Below are 22,617 nucleotides of genomic sequence, written 5' to 3'. Positions count from 1 at the left end.
ACCGTTCCCGTTGACCGTCCCAAGATCTGTGGCTCAGTTCCGGAGAACGAAGGCCTTGTTGGCCAAGGTCCTTCCACTGCTCACGCCCGATGGTCGGGCGCTTCCCGTCGTGCTGGCAGACGCCGATCGGGTCGGGACCGTGGAATGCGGATCGTTCGGCGCACCTGAAGTGACCCAGCGCTTGGCAGCAGGTCAGAGTCTGGTGTTGGACCGGGTTGCCTGGCGAAGCATCCGGAGCACGTCGGCGGCGTGATAGATCCGCTCGTCGGGTTCGATGCTGGTGCAGAAGTTCGCATACATGACGGCTGCGAGCAGGGCGACTACCGGCTCCAGTAGGCGCGCTGCCCTGGCCGGGTCCGACGTGGGCTCGGCGTGTTGCCAGGCGGTGACGAACCAGTCGCGAGCGACCGGTTGCATGCTCGGCGACAGGCGCTCGACGAAGGCGAGTTCGTCGATCAGCGGATGGCCGAGAAACGAGTCGCCCCAGTCCAAGATCGTGTAGCCGCCGGGCCGGCCGGCCACGTTGCCGGGGTGAAAGTCACCGTGGACCAAGACGTCCGGGATGCCGCATTCGGCGACGGCGTCGATCCGCGCCGGCAGCGCGGAGATCAGCATTTCCAACGACCGACGCTGCGACAAGTCGAGCTGGGCGCCCCACTGCTCGACCACGCTGGCGATCCGGGGCACCATGATCGGTAGCTGGCGATGGGGACCCCGATGGCACTCAGCTGGTCGAGCCGGCCGATGCTGCGCTGCTGGACGGTGGTGAGCAGTGCGACCATCGGTCGTAGGGCAGCCGGATCGCGTACCTCGTGGTTGGGGTCGCCGTCAATGTTCGCGATCAGCGTCCGTCCCGGGGCAAAGTCGACAAGCCGGGGCGCGGCCGGGACGCCGATCCAGTCGATCACCGCTCCCTCATGGGCGAAGAAGCCGGGCACTGCTTTGAGCCAGACCGGCCCGGTGTCGGTCGGGATCCGCCACAGCGCGGACAGGTTCCACGAACGCATCTGCTCGGCCGATCCGGTCCGGTTCAGTCCCTTGGTGGCGAGTCGATCCGCGGCCCATGAGAGCAGCTGTTCCGGACCACCGGGCCGCGCCCAGACCTGCCGCAACGGATGATCGGCCAGCGGGTCGCCGCCCTCCCAGTCGAACAGCCGTGCCGAGGGTGGTCGATCCGTTTCGGCGAGGTAGGTGACCTCCCCGCCGAAGGCCCGATCGGACCGGGCCTCCAGCAGCCGCAGTACGGTGATCTCGACGCCATCTCGTCCCCGGATGGCCGCAAACAGATCGTGGGCCTCCGGCCACCACGGCATCTCCAACGCCACCGGTGGCAGCCGGCCGAGCACCTCACCCGCATGGACCAAGACCACGCTGGCGCTCCGTCCGGTCTCGGGCATGCGTCGAGGCTAGACCGGATCGCCTCCAGGTAGCGACCGGCATGGTGGCCCCCGCGTTGTCAGCACCGGGTCATCCTGCCCGGCCGTTGTTGTTGACAGGCTTAGGCGCCGGGTGGGCCCGCGGCGCAGGTGGTGCCGATGCGGTGGAACCCCACGCGCTGGTAGACCCGTGCCACGTCGTCGTCTTGAGCGCTGAGGAGCAGCAGCCGGATGCCGCGTTCTCTGGCGTGTTCTGTGAGTGTGGCGGTGACCGCGGCGGCGAGGCCGCGCCGGCGCATCGCCGGGAGGGTCGCCACGGCGAGAATTTCGGCCGTGTCACCGATCGGTTGGTAACAGCCCGCGGCCATCACACCGTGATCGGTTTCGGCGACGGCGGTGATCGTCAGCCCTCGTTGGGCTCGGCTCCGAAGGTGTGCGGTCAGCTCCGGAGACAGCGCGTGCGCGGCTGATTCGCGATCAGCTGTCCCGGCCGGCCCGGCATCGGTGCCGCCAGTGGTGAAGGAGACCGCGGCTACCGCTTGCGCCTGCAGCAGGGCTGGATCTTCTGCGTCGACGATGCGCACCTTCGCGATGGGCGTCGCAGGGTGCACAGGGTCGGTGGCTGTCAGCACCATCAGCGCGTGGCGTGTAACGGGTAGCCCGAACTTGGCCGCGAGCTGCTGCAGCTCCGGGTGTGTCTCATGGACCCATTCGATGGCCAGCTCCACCTCCGCCTTGTCGCAGACGCCGGTCAAAGTTTCGAAGCCGGAGGCCGTGATCGGGTGTCGTTTCGAGATGGCGGGGCGGGCGTAGTAGCTCCACGGGGTCCGACTGACGAACAAGCTGAAGGCGCCCGTCTCGACGACGTCCGCGTCCGGCCGGGGCACGCTGTCGAGGTAGCTGTCGGCCGCCATGAGCAGGCTCGAGATACCGACTCGTTCCGGGGCCATGCGATCAGTGAACACCCGACCTCTCCGGCGACACACGGCCGCTGCCGACTGCCCGTGTGCCGGCGGGTGTGGAGTCACAGCTTCACGCTGACGCCTCGGTCGCCGGGGCTGGAACGAGGCATCAGCCGGCCACAACGTCACTCTGCAGGCCCCGGGGGAGCTGGGAGCTATGAGGTTGGTGTACAGCCGCACGAGCGGCGGATGACCAGGTCAATGTCGAAGGTTTGGTGGGACGGTTCGGCCTGGTCGACGATGACTTGGACGGCGGTTTCGGCGATGTCACGGACGCGTTGCCGTGCGCAGGTCAGGGGCGGCCAGCTGTACTCGGATTCTTCGGTGCCGTCGTAAGCGACGATCGCGAGGTCCTCGGGCACTCGGATGCCGAGCTCGTGGGCGGCGCGGAGCAGCCCGACGGCTTGGAGGTCGGAACTGGCAAGGACTGCGCGGGCGCGTTTCTTCGCGGCGACGGTGAGCAGTTGGAGGCCGCCTTCGTAGCCGCCTTCACGGGTGAAGGGGACTCGGATGATCGGCGGGTCGGCTGCGTTGCCGTTGCGGGCGGCCAGTTGCCAACCGAGTTCGCGGCCGTCCCGCCAGGGCTGGCTGTGGGTGCCCATCAGCAGTGCCACTGATTTGTGCCCGTGGACTTGGCGCAGATGCTCGGTGAGCAGGGTGGCGCCCTGCTGGGCGTTCGAGCTGAGGGTGGTGTAGCCGGGTACCGGGACGGGGGTGTCGAGGTAGACGATCGGGGTCGAGACCCGCGGCACTCGGCCGACGCCGGGGATGGGCGGTCCGGCTGTTCCGGCCACCACGAGCCCGTCGAGTTGTCGGCCGGCGAGGTCGCCGATCAGCCGAGATTCGAGGCTGCGGTCTGAGTTGGAGCTGGCGAGCAGCAGTGCCAGTCCTTTCGCGCTGGTGGCTCGTTCGATCTCCAGGCCGAGCTCGGCGTAGAAGGGGTTGCTGCTGTCCGGGACGAGGAGGCCGAGGACGCCGCTGGTGCCGAGTTTGAGGGCGCGTGCGGTCAGGTTGGGTCGGTATCCCAGGATGGCGATGGCGTCGCGGACCCGGGTGGCCGTGTGCGGGGCGACGGGACGGGGTCCGCCGTTCACGACGTAGCTGACCACGGCGGTGCTGACGCCGGCAAGCCGGGCGACGTCGGCACGGGTGACGACCTTCGGGGGTGGGCGGTCGGACATCAGGTCACCGGCCCGGGGGGGCGCCGGGCTATCATCGGGGCTGCGTTTCGAGTTGAGCGCGCAGCGGTCGCCGATCGGTGGGGCATCCGCTTACCCGAGGCACGCCACGCACTCTACTCGTGTCATGGAACGGGCGCGATAGCGGCGCTCAATATTCGGTTTACATGGTAGGCCTGCCCGCCGCGACCGGCCCCTGCCCGATGTCCGCAGGGCCCCAGCGTGGCCCGGTTGGGCCTGGCGCGGGCCCGTTGCTGTGTGGCCGGACAGGTCGCCGGGCACCGGCTGCGCTTTGTCGCGGAACACACGGGCACCTCTTGTTTCCGGGGTTCGTCCTGGGGGTCTCGGGTCGCGCCGACCCGTGCGAGGGTGGTCAGTGTGGGGGGTTGCCAAAGTCGTCGATCTTGATCCGCTCGCCGTCGCGACGGGCGGAGTCCAGGGCGTAGACGCCGGGCAGGGTGTAGCGGGCGGCCTGCCAGGCGTTCACCGGCGGCAGTGCGCCGTTGGTGACGGCGGCAACGAAGTCGTCGGCGAGGAAGTGGTGGCTGCCCTCGTGCCCGTTCGGTGCGCCGGTGAACTCCGACGGCAGCCGGCTCGAGTCGTGGACCGGAGCGAGGCCGGAGAGGAACGCGTCCCGCAGCGTGGGTGAGACGTTCTCCAGTCCGGCCAGTTCGTCCTCGCTGGCCCTTCGAGGCTCGATGTCTTGGGACACGTCGGTTACACCGATCTTGTCCTGCCGGTAGGCGCTGGTCGTCATCTCCTCGAACGAGGCATCGGTGCCGAACCAGCGGAACCGGGACTCGCGGATGTGTGACGGGAAGCCGACCCGACGGAACTCGTTGACGCGGAAGGACCCGCCGCCGGCGACCTCGAACAAGCCTGTCATGTTGGAGAAGTCATTGCCGAACATGCTGATGTCACGGTCGAACACACCGTCGCCCCGGTCGTCGACGACACCGACTGCGGAAACGCTGGTGGCGTGGGTTGGCCAGGCGCCGAGGATGCCGCCGATCGAGTGGGTCGGGTAGAGCATGGGCGGGTACGACGCGGTCGCCTTCCAGTTGTCCCCACCGGAGTACTTGTAGGCGTCGTAGAAGCCGAGGTCCATGTCGTGCAGGTAGTCGCCTTCGGCGTAGAAGATTCGCCCGAACTCCTGCTTGGCGATCATCTCCCGTGCGTACACGACTGCTGGGTTGTAGTGACTGGTCTCACCCATCATGTAGGTCAGGCCGGTTTCGCGCACGGCATCGATGATCGCGCCGATCTCCTCGGCACTGACCGCCATCGGCACCGCGGAGTACACGTGCTTGCCCGACTTCAGGGCCCGGACCACCAGCGGTCCGTGCGACCAGCGCTGGGTGAAGATCGCAACTGCGTCGACCTCCCTGCTGGCCAGCACGTCGTCGAAGGACCCAAACGTGCCGGCCAGCCCGTAACGAGAGACGAGCTCGGTTGCACGCTCCGGCAGGACGTCGGTGGCATAGACCTTCGAAACCCCCGGATGAAGATCGAAGAGATGGGCGAACGAGCCGGCGAACTGGCCGGCACCGATCATGGCGATGGAAAACGACATTGACTGCTCCTCGGATTGCGGGCGACTTGTGCTGGGGGTGGCATGTGCTGGCTGGTGTGGCGCTCAGGTGGCCACGGTGGCGTCGGAGGTCGTGACCGCCGGCTGCTCGAGCGTGGTCTGCAGGACGTAGCGGAAGACCCGCCAGCGTGAAGTGTAACGGCGCCTGCGGAGAAACTTCGGCCTCGAAGACTTGGCCCTCGTGCGCTTCGCGCGGCAGGGGTCCGAGCCCGAGCGAGGTCTTCGTAAGTTCGTTGGACGTGGGCGTGCGGCGATGCTGGGCGGGAGCGCGAACGGCGCGCCGGGCCTGGTGGGCCCCGCGCGCCGTCAGCAGGGTTGGGGGTCCTACCCCGCTGCCCGGGTTACCCGAACAGGCCGTTGACCTGGTTGTTGGCGTCGGTCAGCGACGACGGCTGAGCCTTGCCGGTGAACACCGCGTCCATCGCCGGGTGCATGATCCCGTCGATCTGCGACGCGTGGTCGGTGATCGGGAACAGGAAGGTGGTGCCGTCCTTGACCTGCACGAGGAACGAGCTGACGTCGATCCCCTTCGCCTTGAACGCGGCCTCGGCTTTGTCGGTCGAGGTCTTGACCGCGGGGAACACGACGCCCTTCTCGCCGACGACGTCCTGGCAGTCTGCCGAGGCCAGGTATTCGACCCACTTGGCCGCGGCCGGCTTGTTCTTCGAACCCACCCAGATCGAATCGGCCAGCCCGTTGTACATGCTGGAGCGCTTGCCGCTCGGCCCGACCGGGGTCGGCGCGGTGCCGGTCTCGATCCCCTTGTAGCCGTACATCTGGCCGATCATCCAGGAGCCGTTAGTGACCATGGCGTACTTGCCCGCACCGTAGATGTCGGCCGAGCTCTGGCCGGTGACCGCTTCCAGGGAGGGCATGTAGCCCTTCTCGATCAGGCTGTGCATCCAGCCCATGGTCTTCTGGAAGTCCGCGTTGTCGTAGTTGTAGTGGGTGCCCCACGGGTTCTTGTCGGTGAACTGCCAGGGCAGCGTGCCGGTGTACATGCTCCACTGGGTCTGCCCGTTGCCGGAGCCGGAGCCGCCGTCCAGACCGAGGCCGTACACCTTCACCTTGCTCTTGTCGAAGCCGGCCTCGTCACCGCGCTTGCCGTTGGCGTCGACGGTCAGGTGGGCGATGGTCTTCTCGTAGGTGCCGCCGTCGTCGGGGTTCCAGGTCATGTTCTGCAGGTCGGACTCCTTGATCCCGGCGTCGGCGATCAGCTTCTTGTTGTAGAAGACCGAGACGGTGTCGAAGTCCTTCGGCAGGCCGTAGCGCTTGCCGTCCTGCCCGACCCACAGGTCGGCCAGGCCTTGCTGGTAGATGCTGGTGTCGATGCCGTCCTTCTTCAGCGTGTCGTCCAGCGGAACCAGCTGTTCCTGGTTGACGAACTCGGGGTACTTGGACAGGTGGTTGGTGAACACGTCCGGTGCGGTGCCGCCGACGAAGCCGTTGGTGATCTTGGCCCAGTAGTCGTCCCAGGCGGCCTGGGTGATCTTGACGGTGATGTTGGGGTTCTTGGCGTGGAAGTCGTCGGCGCACTTCTGGTAGGCCGGCAGCTGGTTGGCGTCCCAGAGCCAGTAGCTGATCTCGCCGGAGGCGTTGGAGGTGTCGATCGCACCACCCTGGGAGTCGGCGCCGCCGGAGTCGGAGCCGCCGCCGCCGCAGGCGGTGAGGGCGAGGCTGAGGATGGCCGCACCGACGATGCCGATGCCGAGCCGTTTGCGGATTCGTGCCATGGTTGGCGACTTCCTTCCTTGGAGGTCGTCCTCGCGGACGCTGGATGAGGGAGTAGTGATCTGGGTGTGGAGAGTGGCGGCCGGCTACTTCATGCCGGAGAAGCCGATGGAGTTGACGACCTTCTTGCCGAAGATGGCGAACAGGATCAGCAGCGGGAGGGCGGCGATCAGGGCGGCGGCCATCAGGCCGGCCCAGTCCGGGCTGCCCTGCGGGCTCTGGCTGCGGAACACCCCGAGGGCGACGGTGAGGACCTTGCTGCTCTCGGTGTTGCCGATCAGCAGTGGCCAGAAGTAGTCGTTCCAGGCGGCGATGAAGGTGAGGACGGCCAGGGTGGTGATTGGTGCGACGCTCATCGGCAGGATGATCCGGAAGAAGGAGGTCCACACGTTGGCCCCGTCGATGGAGGCGGCCTCCTCGATCTCCTTGTTGATGCCGAGGAAGAACTGCCGCAGGAAGAAGATCGCGAACGGTGTCATCAGCAGCGACGGCAGTACCAGACCGGGGATGGTGTTCAGCAGGCCGAGGTTCTTGATCAGGATGAAGTTGGGCAGTGAGGTGAAGATGGGCGGCACCATCAGGGCACCGAGGAACAGCACGAACACCTTGTCCCGGCCGGGCCAGCTCAGCCGGGCGAACGCGTAGGCGGCCAGGGAACAGAAGAAGACCTGTCCGATGGTGACGATGCCGGAGTAGAGGATCGAGTTCCGCAGATAGAGCAGGAAGTTGACCGAGGCGCCTGAACCGCCCTCAGCTTGCGCCTCGGCGACGGTCGACAGGCCGAGAACCCGTTTGAACGCGCCGAGGGTCGGATCCACCGGCAGCAGCGAGGTGGGGTTGGCGAACAGCGACTTCGAGGTCGAGAACGCGGTGCGCAGCATCCAGTAGAACGGGAAGAGGGTGGCGATGATCGCGAGAATCAGCAGTGCCCAGGCCAGGATGCGGCCGACATTGACCTTCTTCTTGGCCGGCTCGTTGGCGCCGCGGGTGGCGACGGCGCTGGAGCCGGTCGTGGCGGAGGTGGTTGACGTTGACATGTCTGAGCTCCCTAGGCCAGGTCCGACTCGTTGGCGTTCAGCAGTTTCAGCTGCACCAACGCGACCGTGATGAGGATGATGAACAAGATCACCGAGAGGGCCGAGGCGTAGCCGAACTGACCTTCGGCGAAGCCCTTCTGGTAGATGTAGTACTGCATCACCCGGCTGGCGTTGACCGGGCCGCCCTTGGTGGTGACGGCGACAGTGTCGAACACCTGGAACGATCCGGTCACGGTGATCACCAGCACCAGTGCCAGGATCGGCCGGAGCAGCGGCAGCGTGATCCGCCAGAAGGATCGCCATTCGGTGCTGCCGTCGATCGAGGCGGCTTCGTAGACGTAGGTCGGGATGGTTTGCAGTCCGGCGAACACGAGCAGCGCGGTGTAGCCCATGTGCCGCCAGATGTTGACAGCAGCGATGGTCGGGATCGCCCAGTGCTCGCCGCCGAAGAAGGGGATCTTGTCCAGTCCGATCCAGTCGATGAACGCGTTCACCAGGCCGATCTGGTAGTCCAGCAGCCAGAACCAGACCATGGCCGCGATCACGTTGGAGATCATGAACGGCAACAGGATCGTGCCCCGGATGATGGTGGACTTGATCAGCCGCTGCATCAGCACCGCGAGCCCGATGGCGATGATGGTCTGGAACACGATGTTGAGGAACACGTACTCGATCGTCACCACGATCGCGTTCCAGAACAGCTTGTCGTGGACGATCTTGACGTAGTTGTCGAAGCCGATGAAGTGCGGGCTGCCGAGCAGGTTGTAGCGGGTCAGGCTGAAGTAGAAGCCGCGGATCGTGGGGTAGAGGTAGAAGACCAGGAAGCCGATGGTGGCCGGCGCGATGAACAGCAGCGCCATGCCCAGCTCACTGCGGCCGCTGCCGGGCTTGCTCTTCTTCATGTTGATCTGCTGCTGACCCGCGCCGGTGATCGTGCCCATCGGCATCTCGACGGATTCGGACGTCATCGGTGTACCCGCCTTCCCGTGGCTTCGTGCGGGGAGGTGGCCGCCTGTGGCGGCTTGGCGTGGTCGTCCTCGTGTGGCGGTCGAGACGTCATCGTCGGTCCTTTCGACAGTCGGCGGGTGGCTGCTAACGGGTCGAGGCAAGCTGGCGAGGCAAGACGCTACGCGCGTAGAACGCCTATGGCAACCCTTAGCCGGAATTTGGTCTGAAAGCTTTACAGAGCTGCCGACGTCGACTATCTTCTCGTGTAGAGCATGCGTCTTGGACCGTGGAGACGGCTCCTCGCGACCTCGGGGACGCGAGGGAGCTTGGCCCTGGTCAGCGTGTGACTACCTGAACGGCGGCGGCACGATGCTCAGCCAACGTTCAACTTCGTACGTCATCGAATCAATTGATGACGGAGCACCTTCGACCGATGGGGAGCCCGATGGCCATGAGTGGTGCAGGGGGTCCGGCGAGGGGGGTGACACGTTCTGACGTCGCGCGCTACGCGGGGGTGAGCACGGCCGTGGTCAGCTACGTCGTGAACAACGGTCCACGCCCGGTCGCGGCCACCACGGCCGCCCGGGTCCGCGACGCTATCGCCGTGCTGGGTTACCAGCCCAACGCAAACGCCCGCGCCCTCAAGCTCGGCACCGCGGGCCTGCTCGGCCTGCTCGTGCCCGACACCGGCAACCCGTTCTTCGCCGAGTATGCGTTGGCCATCGAACAGGCGGCCACGCAGCGTGGACTGGCGCTGCTAATCGCCAACTCCGGCTCCGATCTGGGCGTCGAGGCGACGTTGCTGACCGATCTGGCCAATCGCCAGCTCGACGGCTTGATCGTGGCCGGTGCGGGCGGTCCTCCGGTCGACTCGACGCTGTCCGGCGTGACGGCCGTGACGCCGACCGTGTTCGTCGACACCGCCAGCCCCGTTCCCGGCTATCGGACGGTGGGTGCGGACAAGCACGCGGGTGCACTGCAGGCCGCCCAGCATCTGGTCGAGGTGCACGGGCACGACAACGTGGCTCTGCTGATGGGGCGCGGGGCGCGGCACGCCACCGACGAACGCGAAACCGGCTGGCGCGACGCGCTGCGCGCTTTGGACGTGGAGCGCGGAGAGGTTGCCTACGCGACGTTCACCAGGCACGGCGGCTATGTCGCCGGTCAACACCTGCTCGCACTCCGGCCGCGGCCCACCGCCGTCTTCGCCAGCTCAGACCTGCTCGGGATGGGTCTGCTGAGAGCAGCCCACGAGGCGGGTCTATCAATACCGGACGACCTGGCCATCGTCTCCTTCGACGGCACGAATCAGGCCGAGTACTGCTGGCCGCCGTTGACCACGATTCGGCAGCCAATCCAGGAGATGGCCGCCGCTGCGGTCGCGGCCATCTTCGACCAAGCCGCCCCCGCCCACCAGCTGTTCCCGGTAAGCCTGTTGGCGCGCCGATCGTGCGGCTGTTCGCTTCCGGACTCGGATCTCAAGCCGGACCGTGCCGGCTCAAACCCAGCACCCCCCACCCGTCACCCCCGAAAGAGTAGGAAGCGACCGTGACCGACGCCAACGCCTGTGTCGTCCTCCGTGCCGACGGAGTCGGCCTCGTCCTCGACATCACCGCCGCCGGACTTCCATCGATCGCCCACTGGGGACCCGACCTCGGCCCCCTCACCGACCCAGAGGTGCTCGACCTGATCGGCGCCGGGATCAACCCCGTCACCGCCAACGTGGTCGACGAACCGGTCCGGCTCTCGATCCTGCCCGAGCACTGGACCGGCTGGGTCGGCCGGCCCGGACTCCGCGGATCGCGCCGCGGACCCGGTTGGTCGCCGAAGTTCCGCTCGACGGTCGTCCGGCTCAACGGAGCCGACGTTCCCGCCGGTACCGAGACACCCACAGTTGTCCACTCCGACGGTCCGGCCCTGGTCGAGGTGGACGCCGTCGACGACACCGCCCAGCTCGCCATCACGGTCACCGTCGAGCTCACCGTCGGTGGTCTGGTCCGGGCCCGCGCGATCCTCACCAACCTCGGCGACACCTACCAGCTGGACGATCTGGTGTTGGCGCTGCCGGTCCCGGCCTCGGCCCGGGAGATCCTCGACTTCGCCGGCCGGTGGGGCAAAGAGCGGACCCCGCAGCGGCGGGATTTGACCGTCGGCATTCACCTGCGCGAGGGCCGGAAGGGTCGGACCGGGCCGGACGCGGCAACCGTGCTACATGTCGGCACCCCGGGCTTCGGCTTCGCCGACGGCCAGATCTGGGGCGTGCACACCGGCTGGAGCGGCAACCACACCCACTACGCCGAGCGGCTGTCCACCGGCGAGCAGGTGGTCGGCGGCGGCGAGCTGCTGCTGCCCGGCGAGATCCAACTCGCCGAGGGCGACTCCTACACCACACCATGGATCTATGGCTCCTACGGGACCGGCCTGGACGAGGTCGCCCGACGGTTCCACCGCTTCCTCCGCGCCCGGGACAACCACCCCTCCACCGACCGTCCGGTGACGATCAACGTGTGGGAGGCGGTCTACTTCGACCACGACCTGGACCGGCTGGTCGACCTGGCCGAACGCTCCGCCGCCCTCGGCGTCGAACGATACGTGCTGGACGACGGCTGGTTCGGGGCGCGCCGCAACGACCACGCCGGGCTCGGCGACTGGCAGGTCTCGCCCGACGTCTGGCCGCACGGGCTCCACCCGCTGGTCGACAAGGTGACCGAGCTCGGGATGCAGTTCGGGCTCTGGTTCGAGCCGGAGATGATCAACATCGACTCCGACACCGCCCGCGCGCACCCCGAGTGGGTGATGGCCACCGGCGACCGGCTGCCGGTCGAGTCACGCTACCAACAGGTGATCAACCTCGGCATCCCGGAGTGCTACGCCTACATCCGGGACGCGATCTTCGCCATCCTGGCCGAATACGACATCGGCTACATCAAGTGGGATCACAACCGGGATCTGATCGACGCCGGCACCCAGCCCAGCGGGCGGCCGGGGGTGCACCAGCAGACGCTCGCGTTCTACCGGCTGGTGGACGAGATCAAGGCCGCCCACCCCGGGCTGGAGATCGAGTCCTGCTCCTCCGGCGGCGCCCGGGTCGACCTGGGCGTGCTCGAACGCACCGACCGGGTCTGGGTGTCGGACTGCATCGACCCGCTCGAACGCCAGACGATGCACCGCTGGACCACCCAGCTGATCCCGCCGGAACTGATGGGCGCCCACATCGCATCGGGCCGCTCCCACACCACCGGCCGCGAGCACGACCTGAACTTCCGCGCCGCGACCGCGATCTTCGGACACCTCGGGATCGAATGGGACCTGGCCAAGGCCACCGACGCCGAACTCGCCGAGCTCGGTGACTGGATCGCCTTGTACAAGGAAAACCGTGCCCTGTTGCTGGGCGGCGACCTGGTCCGGATCGACTTCCCCGACGAAACGCTGATCGCCGACGGTGTCCTCGCACCCGACCGGACCCGCGCCATCTACTCCTACGCCTCCGTCGCCCGCTCCGACGTGGTCATGCTCGGCCGGCTGCCGATGCCCGGCCTCGACCCGGATCGCCGGTACCGGGTCGAACCGGCCCTGCTGCAGCACGCCCCGAGCGGACTCCGGCCTCCCCACTGGTGGGGCGTCACCGCCGTCTGGGACCACGACGAGTACGCAGACCTCGCCGCCCACAAACCGCCGACCTACGTCGCCGCCGGGAAGACGGCCGGCGTCGTGCTGCCCGGCTCGGTGCTGGCCTCGGTCGGCCTCGCGGGGGCACCGTTCAACCCCGACCACGCCGTGATCTACCTCGTCGAAGCGGTCGACTGATGACGGCCGCCACCACCACGACCGACACGGCCGCAGGCCGGGTCGCCGACGCGTTCAAAGACATCACCGGACAGCCGCCGGCCGGGGTGTGGGCGGCACCCGGCCGGGTGAACCTGATCGGGGAACACACCGACTACAACGACGGCCTGGTGCTGCCGTTCGCCCTCGAGCAGCGGGTCACGGTCGCCGCCGCACCCCGGCAGCGGGACAACTGGACGGTGACCAGCCTCAACTCCCGCCAGACCCGGACCTTCGACCAGGACGATCTCCGCACTGGTATCGACGGCTGGCACGCCTATGTCGCCGGCGTGGTCTGGGCGCTGAGGGATGCGGGCTTTCCGGTGGCCCCGGCCGACCTCGTGCTCGACTCGGACGTGCCCAGCGGCGCGGGGCTGTCCTCCTCGGCAGCCCTGGAGTGCGCCGTACTTGCGGCGATCGCCGACCTGAACGGCATCGACCTCGACCCGATGGCGCGGGCCGTGCTCGCCCGCAAGGCGGAGAACGAGTTCGTCGGCGCACCCACCGGGCTGATGGACCAGGCCGCCTCCACCCTCGCCACCGCCGGACACGCCCTACTGCTCGACTGCCGCAGCCTCGACACCAGCCAGATCCCGCTCGAGCTGGACCGGGCCGGCCTGGAGATTCTCGTCCTCGACACCAAGACCCCGCATGCTCTCGTGGACAGCGAGTACGCCACCCGGCGGGCCAGCTGCGAGACGGCCGCCGCCCAGCTCGGCGTACCGGCCTTACGGGACGTCACCGACCTGCCCGCCGCCCTCGAACGAATCGACGACCCGATCACCCGGCGCCGAGTGCGGCACGTCGTCACCGAGAACAACCGGGTCGAGCAGGCCGCGGAGCTGCTCCGCGACGGCAGGGTCACCGAATTGGGTCGATTGTTGGACGCGTCGCATGCCTCGATGCGGGACGATTTCGAGATCACCGTCCCGACGGTTGATCTTGCCGTCGAGACGGCGCGGCGCTGCGGTGCGGTCGGTGCCCGGATGACCGGCGGCGGCTTCGGCGGCTGCATCATCGCCCTCGTCCCTGCCGGCTCGAGCAGTGCGGTCGCTACCGCGGTGACCGATGCCTTCACCGCCGTCGGGTATCGCACTCCGGCCCACTTTGTCGGCGTGCCGTCGGCCGGAGCCCGCCGGCTGAGTTGAGCCAGATCCGATACCACCTTTCTGTTTCTGCAGCGATCTAACGCTGTCCGGACGAGTTCAGCACACCTGAGGAGGATTCGATGGCTTGGTTGGTGACCGGCGGTGCCGGCTACATCGGCGCGCACGTGGTGCGGGCGTTCGGGACCGAGGGCATCGACGTCGTGGTGATCGACGACCTGTCCAGCGGCCACCGCGGCTTCGTCTCGCCGGAGGTGCCGTTCGTCGAGGCGAACGTGGTCGACCGGGCCGCGCTGCACGGCATCTTCGGCGGCCATCAGATCGACGGCGTGGTCCACCTGGCCGGTTTCAAGTACGCCGGGGTCTCGGTCCAGCGCCCGCTGCACACCTATACCCAGAACGTCACCGGGATGGTCTCGCTGCTGGAGGAGATGGCCGACCACGACGTCGACAAGATCGTCTTCTCCTCCAGTGCGGCCACCTACGGCACCCCGGACACCGGGATCGTCACCGAGCAGAACCCGACCCGGCCGGAGTCGCCCTACGGCGAGTCCAAGCTGATCGGCGAGTGGCTGCTCCGCGACCAGGCCCGGGCGACGAGCCAGAACGGACCGGGGCTGCGGCACACCTCGCTGCGCTACTTCAACGTGGTCGGGTCGGGCTATCCGGACCTGCGTGACACCAGCCCCCACAACCTGTTCCCGCTGGTCTTCGAGCAGCTGGTGAATGGCAAGGTCCCCTACATCAACGGCGACGACTACCCGACCCCGGACGGAACCTGCGTCCGCGATTACGTGCACGTCTCCGACCTCGCCACCTCCCATGTGGCGGCGGCGAAGGCGCTGACGGCCGGCCGGGAGCTGGAGCCGGTCTACAACCTCGGCTCCGGCGACGGGCTGTCGGTCCGGCAGATCATGGACGCGGTCGCGGCCGTCACCGGCATCGACTTCACTCCGGACATCCACCCGCGCCGACCGGGCGACCCGGCCCAGATCGTCGCCACCGGCGAGCTCGCCGCCCGCGACCTGGACTGGCGAATGCGGCACAACGTCGAGCAGATGGTGGCCTCGGCCTGGGAGGCACGACAAACGGTCCGGGCCGAGGACTGAGATTCGAAACAAGGCTTGATGCCCGGTCACAGCTGCTACCCGTCCCCGTCGGCCACCATGCTGCTCGCCATGGTGCAAGGGGCGATCGCTCGTGAGGACGCACTTCAATACCAGTACCGCGAACCCCCTGTCAGCCGCCGCAACCTACAGCACCGCCGCAGTCTGGTGGGATCTGCATGGCCGGCTCGACCGATCGGGCCGGTCGAGATCGACGTGCCGACGCCGACGTCGGCGTGTCGAGCGAGCGCCGCTACCGCCGGCCGTGCTGGCCCTGCTCCGTACCCGCGAGCCGGCGGTCCTGCGGGCTCCGTTCTGGCAGACCCTGGCGCGTCGCCTGTCCGCCGCGGACCGTCACGGCCAGAACCTCGACCAGGTCATGGCTGCTGCGTTGGGGCAGGGCCCGCTGCCGGAGGAACGGCCCGCCGCCGCGTTGTGGTCCGGCTGGCCGGACAGCTGCGACTGACCTTCGCCGACGTTGACGCCGACATGTGGTTGCGTCCCGGCTGGACCGACCATCTCCTCCGGCTGCTGCCCGACCGGGTCGGGCACCGGGTTATCACCAGCCCCGCCTGGCCCGAACTTGTCGCCACTGTTGGTGACGCTGTCGCCCACACCGGACTCGCCGTCGTCGAGCTGCTTGACCAGGCCCGGGCTCGGATCAATCTCGCCGACCCCGCCGGCGGGGGAGTGCCGGCCGAGGCCGTCCCCGTCTTGCTGATCGCCCGACTCCGCGATCTGCACGCCCCACCATCAGACCGCGACGACGACCGGTTGCCGGTCGACCCGGACGATCTCGACGCCAGCCGACCCCACGACCTCGACGACCTGCCACCGCAGCCCCAGACCCCGGGTGTCACCACCGGGCCGGTCGAGGTCACCGACCTGCCCGACACGGAGCCGGCATCGGACACCGGGCCGGAGTCGGTCGAGGCGGAGCAGGTCGTCGACACCGAACCGGCCGGGACTCCGGCGGCGCGGCTGGTCGACTCAACACGGCGGCCGCCGCCTGGTGGGCCGAGCAGTACACCGACAGCCCAGCCGCCGCATACATCGCCGGACGGCTCGGCGACAACCTCGCCAACGATGATCGGGTCACCGTCGGCTACGCCCCGGCCGGCTGGGCAAACCTCACCGACCACCTCAAGGCCGGCGGTGCCACCGACACCGAGCTGGTCGACGCCGGCCTGGCGAAATGGTCACGCCGCGGCACCCTCATCGACCTCATGCGTGACAGGGTCGTGTTCGGCATCCGCAACACCGACGGCGACGTGGTCGGGTTCACCGGCCGCGCGGCCCCCGGCGACCCGGATGTGCCGAAGTGGCTCAACACCCCACCACCGCGATCTTCGCCAAGGGCGAGCTGCTGTTCGGACTCGCCGAGAACCGCGACCGGCTCGCCGACGGAGCTGTACCGGTCCGGGTCGAAGGAGTGATGGATGCTCTCGCCGTCACCCTCGCCAGCGACGGCCGGGCCGTCGGGCTTGCACCGATGGGTACCGCCCTCACAGCTGCCCAGGCCGACCAGCTTGCCCACGTCGCCAGCCGAAGGATCGTGCTGCACGGCACCGGCGACGACCCGGTCGGGCTGGAAGCCGCGAGCCGGGACTACTGGCTCCTCACCGCCCGCGGCATCGATGTCCGCAAACTCGTCCTCACCGACGGCCAGCTGGCGTTCAACGACCCCGCCGCCGCTCATCTCGCCGCGCCCACCAGCCTCACCGCGACGCTCGCGGCGGTCGACCTGGCGCCACCGCTCGCCGGGCACCTGCTCGGCGAGCTGATCAGCCAGAACCGCGCGATTCTCGCCGGCGGCCATCTGCACGCCGTGGTCGGGATCGCCCGCCAGTTGGGCATCATCGCCGCCGCACCACCCGACCAACACGACGACCTGATCACCGCCGCCGCGGCCATGCTCGCCGACGTCGCCCCCGACGACGCCGACCGCTACCTGGAATTGATCAACACCGTCACCGCCGACGCCGACCCGACCCGGCACCGCCCGCCGGCATCCGGTGACGCGGAACCGGACACGACCTCCCCGGCCACGGGGCGGCCCACCAACCCTCGATTCGCCGCGGCGGCGGCAGCGATCGCCGAACTCCACCAGCAGGCCCAGCACCATCCGATCGACGCTGCTGCCGACGCCGAGTCGGGCACCACAAGCCGGAGTGGGTACGCCATCACGGCACCCCCGACCACACGACGTCACGCCAGATGAGCCGGCACGCGAACGCTAACCCAACGGTTTCGTTGCTGCTTGTTACAGGCAGGCTCATCGAGGGGTCATGGGTCAGACCGCCGCCGTGTCGTCGAACCGCTAACGCAGTCGACGTCGTAGCTGGTCGCGTCCGCGTGCCGGTCTGGCGCATCTCGACAAGGGCGCGGTTCGCGGCCATATTTCGAGGTGTGGAGTGGCTGCAGGACGAGCCGCCGTCGGCTCCGCTCCGACGCCGCCGACGGTTGGCGCTGACCGGCGTTGCGGTTGCGGTGGTGCTGCTGATCGTCGGCTCGGTCACGGTGCGGCATTTGCAGGGAGACCAGGATCCGCAACAGTTGGCGCACTCCCCGTCACCGACACGAACCGATTGGCGGTTCACCCCGACACGGGGCAGCGCCCAGCCGTTGCCGTCGCATCCGCCGGAGCCGTTCTTGACCGATGTGGACCTTGACCTGTTCGCGATCGATGACTTCAACCTGTACCGGTTGCAGACTGGGCCGCAGACGATCACCGCGGTCCCGATCACCGGTACCAATGTGAACGGTCCGGTGGGGTTGGTCGCCGGTCCGGATCAGGTGGTGGTCACCAACTACGATCCTGACCCGACCATCGCCGGGAATGTGGTTCCTGACGAAAGTCCGGCGCTGCCGTTGCCTGGGTTGTTGGCCGACGCCACCCAGATCCTCCCTGCCACTGACGGCGAATTGTGGGTTGGGGTCAAGGAGTGGGGTCTGCCCCGGTTTGTCCGGACCGATTTCGCCGGGCGGGAGGTGCCGAGCGGATTCCCGCGATCGCTGCTGGAGGGATACACCGATCTGATCGGCGACGGCGTCGGCGGTCTGACCGTGCAACGGGCAGACGCCGCCTACCAGCTGACCCCGCAGGGCGAGACGCTGATTGCCCGCGGCACCCTGATCGCGACCGGCCCGCACCACTTCCTGTTCAAGAACTGCACCACGAACCGCGGCTGCGCCGCCTTCGTCTACAACCGCGACACCCGCCAGCAACGTCGGCTCGGGCCGAGCCACACCGGCGAGAACGCGAGCGGCACCGTTTCGGCCGACGGCCGTTACGCCGCGGTCCGGACCTGGCCCGTCGACGACGTCCAGCAGTTCATCGTGCTCGACCTTCGAACCGGCACCATCGTGACCAAGGTGGCCGAGGCCGCGACCAGCCATGTCGACACCAGCTCGTTGATCTGGCTGCCGGACGACCGGCTGATCTATGTCAGCGAGGGCACCCTGCGGGTGTACGACCCGGCCACGCGGCGCGGCACGACTCCCCAGACCTACCTGAATGGGCTCACGAACGTGACCCTCCGCGGGTAAGTCTGGGCGGCGTGTGCCGCCGCTTGCAGGGGCAGGGGCAGGGGATGAGGTGGTGCGGGCTGCTGCCCGCCGCCACAGCATGTTTCGTGATCAGGAGGTGGCACGGAGGGCGTTGACGAGGCCGGCGCCGAAGAAGGTGGTGCTGGTCGGGCCGCCGGAGCATTGGCGGGCGTCGTCGGCTGGCCAGTCGGCCGGGCAGGCCATCGGGGTCGCGGTGCTCCGAACGTGTGCCGCCACGGCGCCGGGGCTCCAGTTGGGGTGCAATTGACGGATCAACGCCGCCACACCGGCAACGTGGGGCGCGGCCATAGACGTTCCGCCGATCCAGACCCAGCGGCCACCGTTGACGTCCTCAACCCCGCGGCCGTCGGATACCAGGAAGTCCCAGAAACCGGTGTCGTCCGTGCTTGACCAGCCGGCCAGAATACGTCCGTAGGTTTCCCCGGACGTCTGTTCCGCGTCGCCACCCGGCGCGGCCACATCCACGGTCGGACCGCCGGTGTTGGAATAGAACGCCAGGGTGGTCACGCCAACCGACGACACCGTGACCACACCAGGCAGTTCGGCCGGCGCGACCCGGCAGTTGTTGTGCACCACCCGCGTGATCGCCGTGTCCGGCGGCCAGTCCGGACTGACCTCATCGGTCGTCGGGTGGCCCAGGTCCTGAGCCTCGTTTCCGGCCGACGCCACCATCACAACCCCACGCTGTTGCGCGTACCGCGAGGCGTCCTGCAGATCCTTCAGGATCGCCTTCTGCTGCGCGTCGTTGCCGCAGTAGTAGAGGTACGGGTCGGCGAACAAGCTCAGGTTGACGACGTCGAGACGCAGGTCCCCGGCATAGCGCAATGCGGCGGCCACCGAGTCGGCGGAGCAGAACCCTGCGATGGTGCAGGCCTTGATCGCCACGATCCGGGCCTTGGGCGCCACGCCGGCGATGCCGACACCATTGACCCGGCCGGCGATCGTGGTGGCCACATGGGTGCCGTGCCCGTTCAGATCCCGTATCGCGGCCTTGTTGCGGCAGTCGCCGTTAGCGATCTCGCGTGGGTCGGCCGTCGGTGTGGTCGAGAAGATGAACGAGCAGGACCGGGCAATGTCGATGGCGCCGGCCAGATCGGGATGGGTCGGGTCGACGCCGGCGTCGATCACCCCGACGCGGACACCTGCTCCGGTAGCGTTGGCGTACGACGCCGCCCCGGCCCCGATGGCACGCATGTCCCACTGACAAGCGGACAAGGGTTCAGGGTCGGGCCCCGGTGCTACGCCGAAGAAGGCCGCACACCTGGCCGAGGCATCCGCCGGGCTGAGCGCGCCCGGCGTCGCCGCAGACGCCGAAGTCATCGACCCCCAGAGCAGCGCGAACACTACACCCATGACGAGCCCAAGCTTCCTCATCCGATTGCCCCTCTCCGGGAGGCACGGGTGGTTCGAAAACAGAACCCGCACAACGCCACGTCAACTTCTCATCATTGACCGGTGCCCGAAGTCACGCAACGCGTCAGCCTAGTTCGTCGTTGCCGACCGTCCGAACCATCACGGATGGGTCGACCGTCCGGGACGAACGCTGGCCTCGGCAGGGGAAGTTGGGGCGTCCGCGAGCACGGCATCGACATGGAGCCGAGCAGACGTCGTGATCGAGGGAGGCGTGCCGACCGTCCACCGGATGCAGCCGCTCCAGGACTAACGTTGATGCGAGCTGACGGCGGCCCCGTCCGGTAGAGCCGCAGGTTCGACTGTGGCGACCGGGCCCGTTTCGCCTCGGTCGACGGGCTAAATTCGTTTGTCTCGGCCGGGCTCGGCCACGCCACTCGTGCTGGATCGTAGAAGGCACGCCCGGACCGCGTCCAGCATCAACGTCACCCCTGAGCCGTTGAACGGCCGGTCTGGTGACGTGCTCCGCGTCGTCGAAGAGACGGCCCAGCAACGCCAGAAGCCCTGGCGCTCCGCCACGTTCAGCGCGTTGTCATGGACGATTGGCCAGCCGCAACGCGGGCTGACAATGCAGCAAGTCGAGCTCGTAGTGGTGGCGAGCGCCGGCACGGTGCGGGAATTGCGAGAGGTGTGTTCCAGCCAAAGGTGCGCCGGCCTGCAGTCGCGGCATGACCGGACTTCCCACCACAGTCGCCCGTATTAAGGACTATTCTATCGCGAAACCAACTCTTCGGACCAGCGGAATACGACGCGGTGAAGAAGCCGGCGAATTTCGGTGACAAAGCGCATCTAGATCCGGTAGAATGTCTTTTATCAACCGCAATTCCGGACGCGATGGAGTCTGGCAGAAAGTTTAGGGAAATCGGCGAATAACTATTGATCCGGCTAGTCCGGGGTGTCATAGTCATGTGCCATGAGCTCGCCGGTGCGGCCGACCGGGGTCACGGGGTCAGGAGAGTGACGCTGCCCCCCCGCGATCGCCATCTCAAAGAAGTCCACCACGGAGGGACGTCGGGATGGTCGATGACCGTTCCGCCGTGCCCTTCGGACACGGCTCGTCCCAATCCTGCCTGACCGTGTGCTCGACCGAGTGCTCGGTAGCGGCAGCGGATTCGTGACGACTGAGTTCAAGAGAGCCGCTGTCTCGCCTGCGGGAACGGTCGCCACCGGTATCACCACGAAGCTGCTGGTGTTGACCTGGCCGTTCGTCGTGACGACCTTGCAGCGCCGACGGTAACGCCGGTCTCGGTGCGGCTGCCCGGCCTGAGCGCTGGACTCGAACCGGCCATCCTGGCGGCGACACAGCCCGTCGCCAAGGCCATGACCGACTATCCACCGAGGTGGTCGATCAAGTGTTCCCGTCGAGGGTCTGCCACGAGGGCAGCGACGCAGACGTCGACGATGCTGATCGGTTCATGATCGCCCGGCCTGCCGCCCAACCCGTCTGCCGGCCCTGATCGTGGCTTGGGTCGTCGGCTCGGCCAGGCGCGGCCCGGGGGAGTGGACTGTGGTTCACGACACAGGAGGTGGTCTCTTGGTCGCGAGGTAGCCCCGTCACGCCCGGTGGTGCAGCCGCGGCGCCGCTCGCGCGAGGAGCCACAGCCGACCTACAGGGGTCAGCGCGACGAGTTGATCAGCTGAGCCGCCTGCTGTCCGGCGTCGAAAACGCGGGCCTGTTCAGCGAGGATGCTTGGTTCGAGCTGCCGGGTTCGCGCGGACTTGAGGGCGAAGTAGGCGATGGCCGCGGTGCCCCAGAACACCAGGCCGAAGACGCCGATGATGATGGGCAAAGCGGCAGTGGCGCCGAGCAGCAGACAGGTGGCCAACAGCGCCGTGCCAACCGCGGCCAGCACGGTGGCGACGCCGATGGGGATGGTCTTCTTGGACCGCTCCATCCGTACCACCGCATCGAGGGAGGCGTCGGCCGTGCGCTGAAACTCACCAACCATGGCCGTGTTGGTGAGGGCGCGGTCACGCCGGAACGACAGTGTCGCGGTGTTGGAGCGGATGGCAGGGAGCAAGGGAAATGGCCGGATCGGCGGGCGCTGCTGGACCTTCTCAAGGCTCCAGCCGAAGTTGCGGTAGGCGTCTCGGTAGAGGGGTGCGAGCTGCTGCGGTGCGCGGACCGTCATGTACTCGTACCCGGTGGAGGTCTGGCTCGTCATGGTGGTGCTCCTTGTCGATTGTGCCGGTACGGGCCGGCGGGATTGATATGGCCATCTTTCTGCGGTGGGGTTGGGGACGCGTCGTCCCGGCGGATCGGCGCATCTACAACAGACGCAGTAGCAGGCGGCGTCACCTGGGAGTGCGAGGATCGGACAGATGAGCCGCAGACCGGAGGAGCGGCGGCGGCGATGGCCGTCGCTGTGGCGGCTGGTGCCCGCCATCTGCGAGGTCGCGGTGCTGGTCATCGTCGTGCTGGCAGCCGGAGTAGTGGCCGCGAGTCTGATCAGGTCGGGCCAGTCGTGGCTGGGTTTCGTCCCTCCGCTCCTGGTCCTGATCGGGATTGCTGCCGGTTACCGACTGCCGTGGCTCGGTTTGGTGGTAGTCGCACTTGCGGCGCCGGTCGCGGCGCTCGTGGGCGAAGTTCCGGTAGGTACGTGGTCCATGGTCTGCTTCGCGGCATTTCTGTTCGCGATGCAGTGGCTGCCAGGCTGGGCCGTAGCTGCCGTGCTGGCGCCGGTGAACTTCGTGTCAGCCGGTGACGAGGTCGCTGCGGTAGTGGCCGGCCATGTAGAGGCGTGAGTAGGCGGGCCGGGCTGGTCGCGCTTGCACGC

The 22,617-nt window shown here is 67.9% G+C and carries 19 protein-coding genes; 8 read left to right on the top strand and 11 right to left on the bottom strand.

Going from position 1 to position 22,617, the window contains the following annotated elements; all coding sequences use genetic code 11:
* Positions 1–192 precede the first annotated feature (192 nt).
* The 8 genes from ABD747_RS01220 to ABD747_RS01185 all read right to left on the bottom strand — a co-directional run bounded on the left by ABD747_RS01220 (position 193) and on the right by ABD747_RS01185 (position 8,843).
* Positions 193–615: a phosphotransferase gene (locus ABD747_RS01220; RefSeq protein ID WP_344801249.1), complete on the bottom strand. Its 423-nt coding sequence runs from the start codon at positions 613–615 to the stop codon at positions 193–195.
* Positions 609–1,397, bottom strand: coding sequence for a hypothetical protein (locus ABD747_RS01215; protein WP_344801235.1), 789 nt, complete (start codon positions 1,395–1,397; stop codon positions 609–611). The genes ABD747_RS01220 and ABD747_RS01215 overlap by 7 nt, the downstream gene beginning before the upstream one ends.
* A 101-nt stretch (positions 1,398–1,498) precedes the next feature.
* Positions 1,499–2,341, bottom strand: a complete 843-nt coding sequence (locus ABD747_RS01210; RefSeq protein WP_344801234.1) for a GNAT family N-acetyltransferase — start codon at positions 2,339–2,341, stop codon at positions 1,499–1,501.
* A gap of 152 nt (positions 2,342–2,493) precedes the next feature.
* On the bottom strand, positions 2,494–3,519 hold the full coding sequence (locus tag ABD747_RS01205) for a LacI family DNA-binding transcriptional regulator (protein WP_344801233.1): 1,026 nt from the start codon (positions 3,517–3,519) through the stop codon (positions 2,494–2,496).
* Between the two features lie 370 nt (positions 3,520–3,889).
* Positions 3,890–5,089, bottom strand: coding sequence for a Gfo/Idh/MocA family protein (locus tag ABD747_RS01200; RefSeq protein WP_344801232.1), 1,200 nt, complete (start codon positions 5,087–5,089; stop codon positions 3,890–3,892).
* Between the two features lie 359 nt (positions 5,090–5,448).
* The gene (locus tag ABD747_RS01195; RefSeq protein WP_344801231.1) at positions 5,449–6,840 is read right to left on the bottom strand and encodes an ABC transporter substrate-binding protein; all 1,392 of its coding nucleotides are present in this window, start codon (positions 6,838–6,840) and stop codon (positions 5,449–5,451) included.
* 84 nt (positions 6,841–6,924) lie between these two features.
* Positions 6,925–7,875, bottom strand: a complete 951-nt coding sequence (locus ABD747_RS01190; protein WP_344801230.1) for a carbohydrate ABC transporter permease — start codon at positions 7,873–7,875, stop codon at positions 6,925–6,927.
* A gap of 11 nt (positions 7,876–7,886) precedes the next feature.
* On the bottom strand, positions 7,887–8,843 hold the full coding sequence (locus tag ABD747_RS01185) for a carbohydrate ABC transporter permease (protein ID WP_344801229.1): 957 nt from the start codon (positions 8,841–8,843) through the stop codon (positions 7,887–7,889).
* A gap of 461 nt (positions 8,844–9,304) precedes the next feature.
* On the opposite strand from ABD747_RS01185, the gene ABD747_RS01180 reads away from it, so the two are divergent.
* From ABD747_RS01180 to galE, 4 genes are all read left to right on the top strand, one after another.
* On the top strand, positions 9,305–10,375 hold the full coding sequence (locus ABD747_RS01180; RefSeq protein ID WP_344801228.1) for a LacI family DNA-binding transcriptional regulator: 1,071 nt from the start codon (positions 9,305–9,307) through the stop codon (positions 10,373–10,375).
* Positions 10,372–12,630: an alpha-galactosidase gene (locus ABD747_RS01175; RefSeq protein ID WP_344801227.1), complete on the top strand. Its 2,259-nt coding sequence runs from the start codon at positions 10,372–10,374 to the stop codon at positions 12,628–12,630. Before ABD747_RS01180 ends, ABD747_RS01175 begins: the two co-directional genes overlap by 4 nt.
* On the top strand, positions 12,630–13,796 hold the full coding sequence (gene galK / locus ABD747_RS01170; RefSeq protein ID WP_344801226.1) for a galactokinase: 1,167 nt from the start codon (positions 12,630–12,632) through the stop codon (positions 13,794–13,796). Before ABD747_RS01175 ends, galK begins: the two co-directional genes overlap by 1 nt.
* 80 nt (positions 13,797–13,876) lie before the next feature.
* On the top strand, positions 13,877–14,863 hold the full coding sequence (galE, locus tag ABD747_RS01165; RefSeq protein ID WP_344801225.1) for a UDP-glucose 4-epimerase GalE: 987 nt from the start codon (positions 13,877–13,879) through the stop codon (positions 14,861–14,863).
* Between the two features lie 351 nt (positions 14,864–15,214).
* Here the strand turns inward: galE and ABD747_RS01160 are convergent, their stop codons facing one another.
* Positions 15,215–15,604 carry a hypothetical protein gene (locus tag ABD747_RS01160; RefSeq protein WP_344801224.1) on the bottom strand — a complete coding sequence of 130 codons (390 nt, stop codon included), beginning with the start codon at positions 15,602–15,604 and terminating at the stop codon, positions 15,215–15,217.
* Positions 15,605–15,612: 8 nt separating this feature from the next.
* Between ABD747_RS01160 and ABD747_RS26640 the strand changes: the two genes are divergently transcribed.
* From ABD747_RS26640 to ABD747_RS01150, 3 genes are all read left to right on the top strand, one after another.
* The gene (locus ABD747_RS26640; RefSeq protein WP_425562461.1) at positions 15,613–16,296 is read left to right on the top strand and encodes a hypothetical protein; all 684 of its coding nucleotides are present in this window, start codon (positions 15,613–15,615) and stop codon (positions 16,294–16,296) included.
* Positions 16,182–17,081 carry a toprim domain-containing protein gene (locus ABD747_RS01155; RefSeq protein WP_344801223.1) on the top strand — a complete coding sequence of 300 codons (900 nt, stop codon included), beginning with the start codon at positions 16,182–16,184 and terminating at the stop codon, positions 17,079–17,081. Before ABD747_RS26640 ends, ABD747_RS01155 begins: the two co-directional genes overlap by 115 nt.
* A 188-nt stretch (positions 17,082–17,269) precedes the next feature.
* The gene (locus ABD747_RS01150; RefSeq protein ID WP_344801222.1) at positions 17,270–18,409 is read left to right on the top strand and encodes a WD40 repeat domain-containing protein; all 1,140 of its coding nucleotides are present in this window, start codon (positions 17,270–17,272) and stop codon (positions 18,407–18,409) included.
* 90 nt (positions 18,410–18,499) lie between these two features.
* On the opposite strand, the gene ABD747_RS01145 is transcribed toward ABD747_RS01150, so the two are convergent.
* Together ABD747_RS01145 and ABD747_RS01140 are read right to left on the bottom strand one after the other, a co-directional pair.
* Positions 18,500–19,774 (bottom strand): S8 family peptidase, encoded by a 1,275-nt coding sequence (locus ABD747_RS01145; protein WP_344801221.1) that lies wholly within the window; start codon positions 19,772–19,774, stop codon positions 18,500–18,502.
* Positions 19,775–21,456: 1,682 nt separating this feature from the next.
* Positions 21,457–22,005: a hypothetical protein gene (locus ABD747_RS01140; protein ID WP_344801220.1), complete on the bottom strand. Its 549-nt coding sequence runs from the start codon at positions 22,003–22,005 to the stop codon at positions 21,457–21,459.
* Between the two features lie 157 nt (positions 22,006–22,162).
* Between ABD747_RS01140 and ABD747_RS01135 the strand changes: the two genes are divergently transcribed.
* Complete coding sequence (locus ABD747_RS01135; RefSeq protein ID WP_344801219.1) at positions 22,163–22,585, top strand: hypothetical protein; 423 nt, start codon at positions 22,163–22,165, stop codon at positions 22,583–22,585.
* The last annotated feature ends 32 nt before the right edge of the window (positions 22,586–22,617 follow it).

This window comes from Microlunatus ginsengisoli, assembly GCF_039537205.1.
Taxonomy (GTDB): domain Bacteria; phylum Actinomycetota; class Actinomycetes; order Propionibacteriales; family Propionibacteriaceae; genus Microlunatus; species Microlunatus ginsengisoli.
Note: the sequence above shows the minus strand (reverse complement) of the source record. Positions and strands in the feature narration are given on the sequence as shown.

Excerpts from the sequence above, each read along its gene's own strand:
- ABD747_RS01220 (WP_344801249.1), bottom strand. The coding sequence starts at position 615 with ATGCTGATCTCCGCGCTGCCGGCGCGGATCGACGCCGTCGCCGAATGC.
- ABD747_RS01135 (WP_344801219.1), top strand. The coding sequence starts at position 22,163 with ATGAGCCGCAGACCGGAGGAGCGGCGGCGGCGATGGCCGTCGCTGTGG.
- galE (WP_344801225.1), top strand. The coding sequence starts at position 13,877 with ATGGCTTGGTTGGTGACCGGCGGTGCCGGCTACATCGGCGCGCACGTG.
- ABD747_RS01205 (WP_344801233.1), bottom strand. The coding sequence starts at position 3,519 with ATGTCCGACCGCCCACCCCCGAAGGTCGTCACCCGTGCCGACGTCGCC.
- galK (WP_344801226.1), top strand. The coding sequence starts at position 12,630 with ATGACGGCCGCCACCACCACGACCGACACGGCCGCAGGCCGGGTCGCC.
- ABD747_RS01140 (WP_344801220.1), bottom strand. The coding sequence starts at position 22,005 with ATGACGAGCCAGACCTCCACCGGGTACGAGTACATGACGGTCCGCGCA.
- ABD747_RS01215 (WP_344801235.1), bottom strand. The coding sequence starts at position 1,397 with ATGCCCGAGACCGGACGGAGCGCCAGCGTGGTCTTGGTCCATGCGGGT.
- ABD747_RS01200 (WP_344801232.1), bottom strand. The coding sequence starts at position 5,089 with ATGTCGTTTTCCATCGCCATGATCGGTGCCGGCCAGTTCGCCGGCTCG.
- ABD747_RS01185 (WP_344801229.1), bottom strand. The coding sequence starts at position 8,843 with ATGACGTCCGAATCCGTCGAGATGCCGATGGGCACGATCACCGGCGCG.
- ABD747_RS01195 (WP_344801231.1), bottom strand. The coding sequence starts at position 6,840 with ATGGCACGAATCCGCAAACGGCTCGGCATCGGCATCGTCGGTGCGGCC.
- ABD747_RS01190 (WP_344801230.1), bottom strand. The coding sequence starts at position 7,875 with ATGTCAACGTCAACCACCTCCGCCACGACCGGCTCCAGCGCCGTCGCC.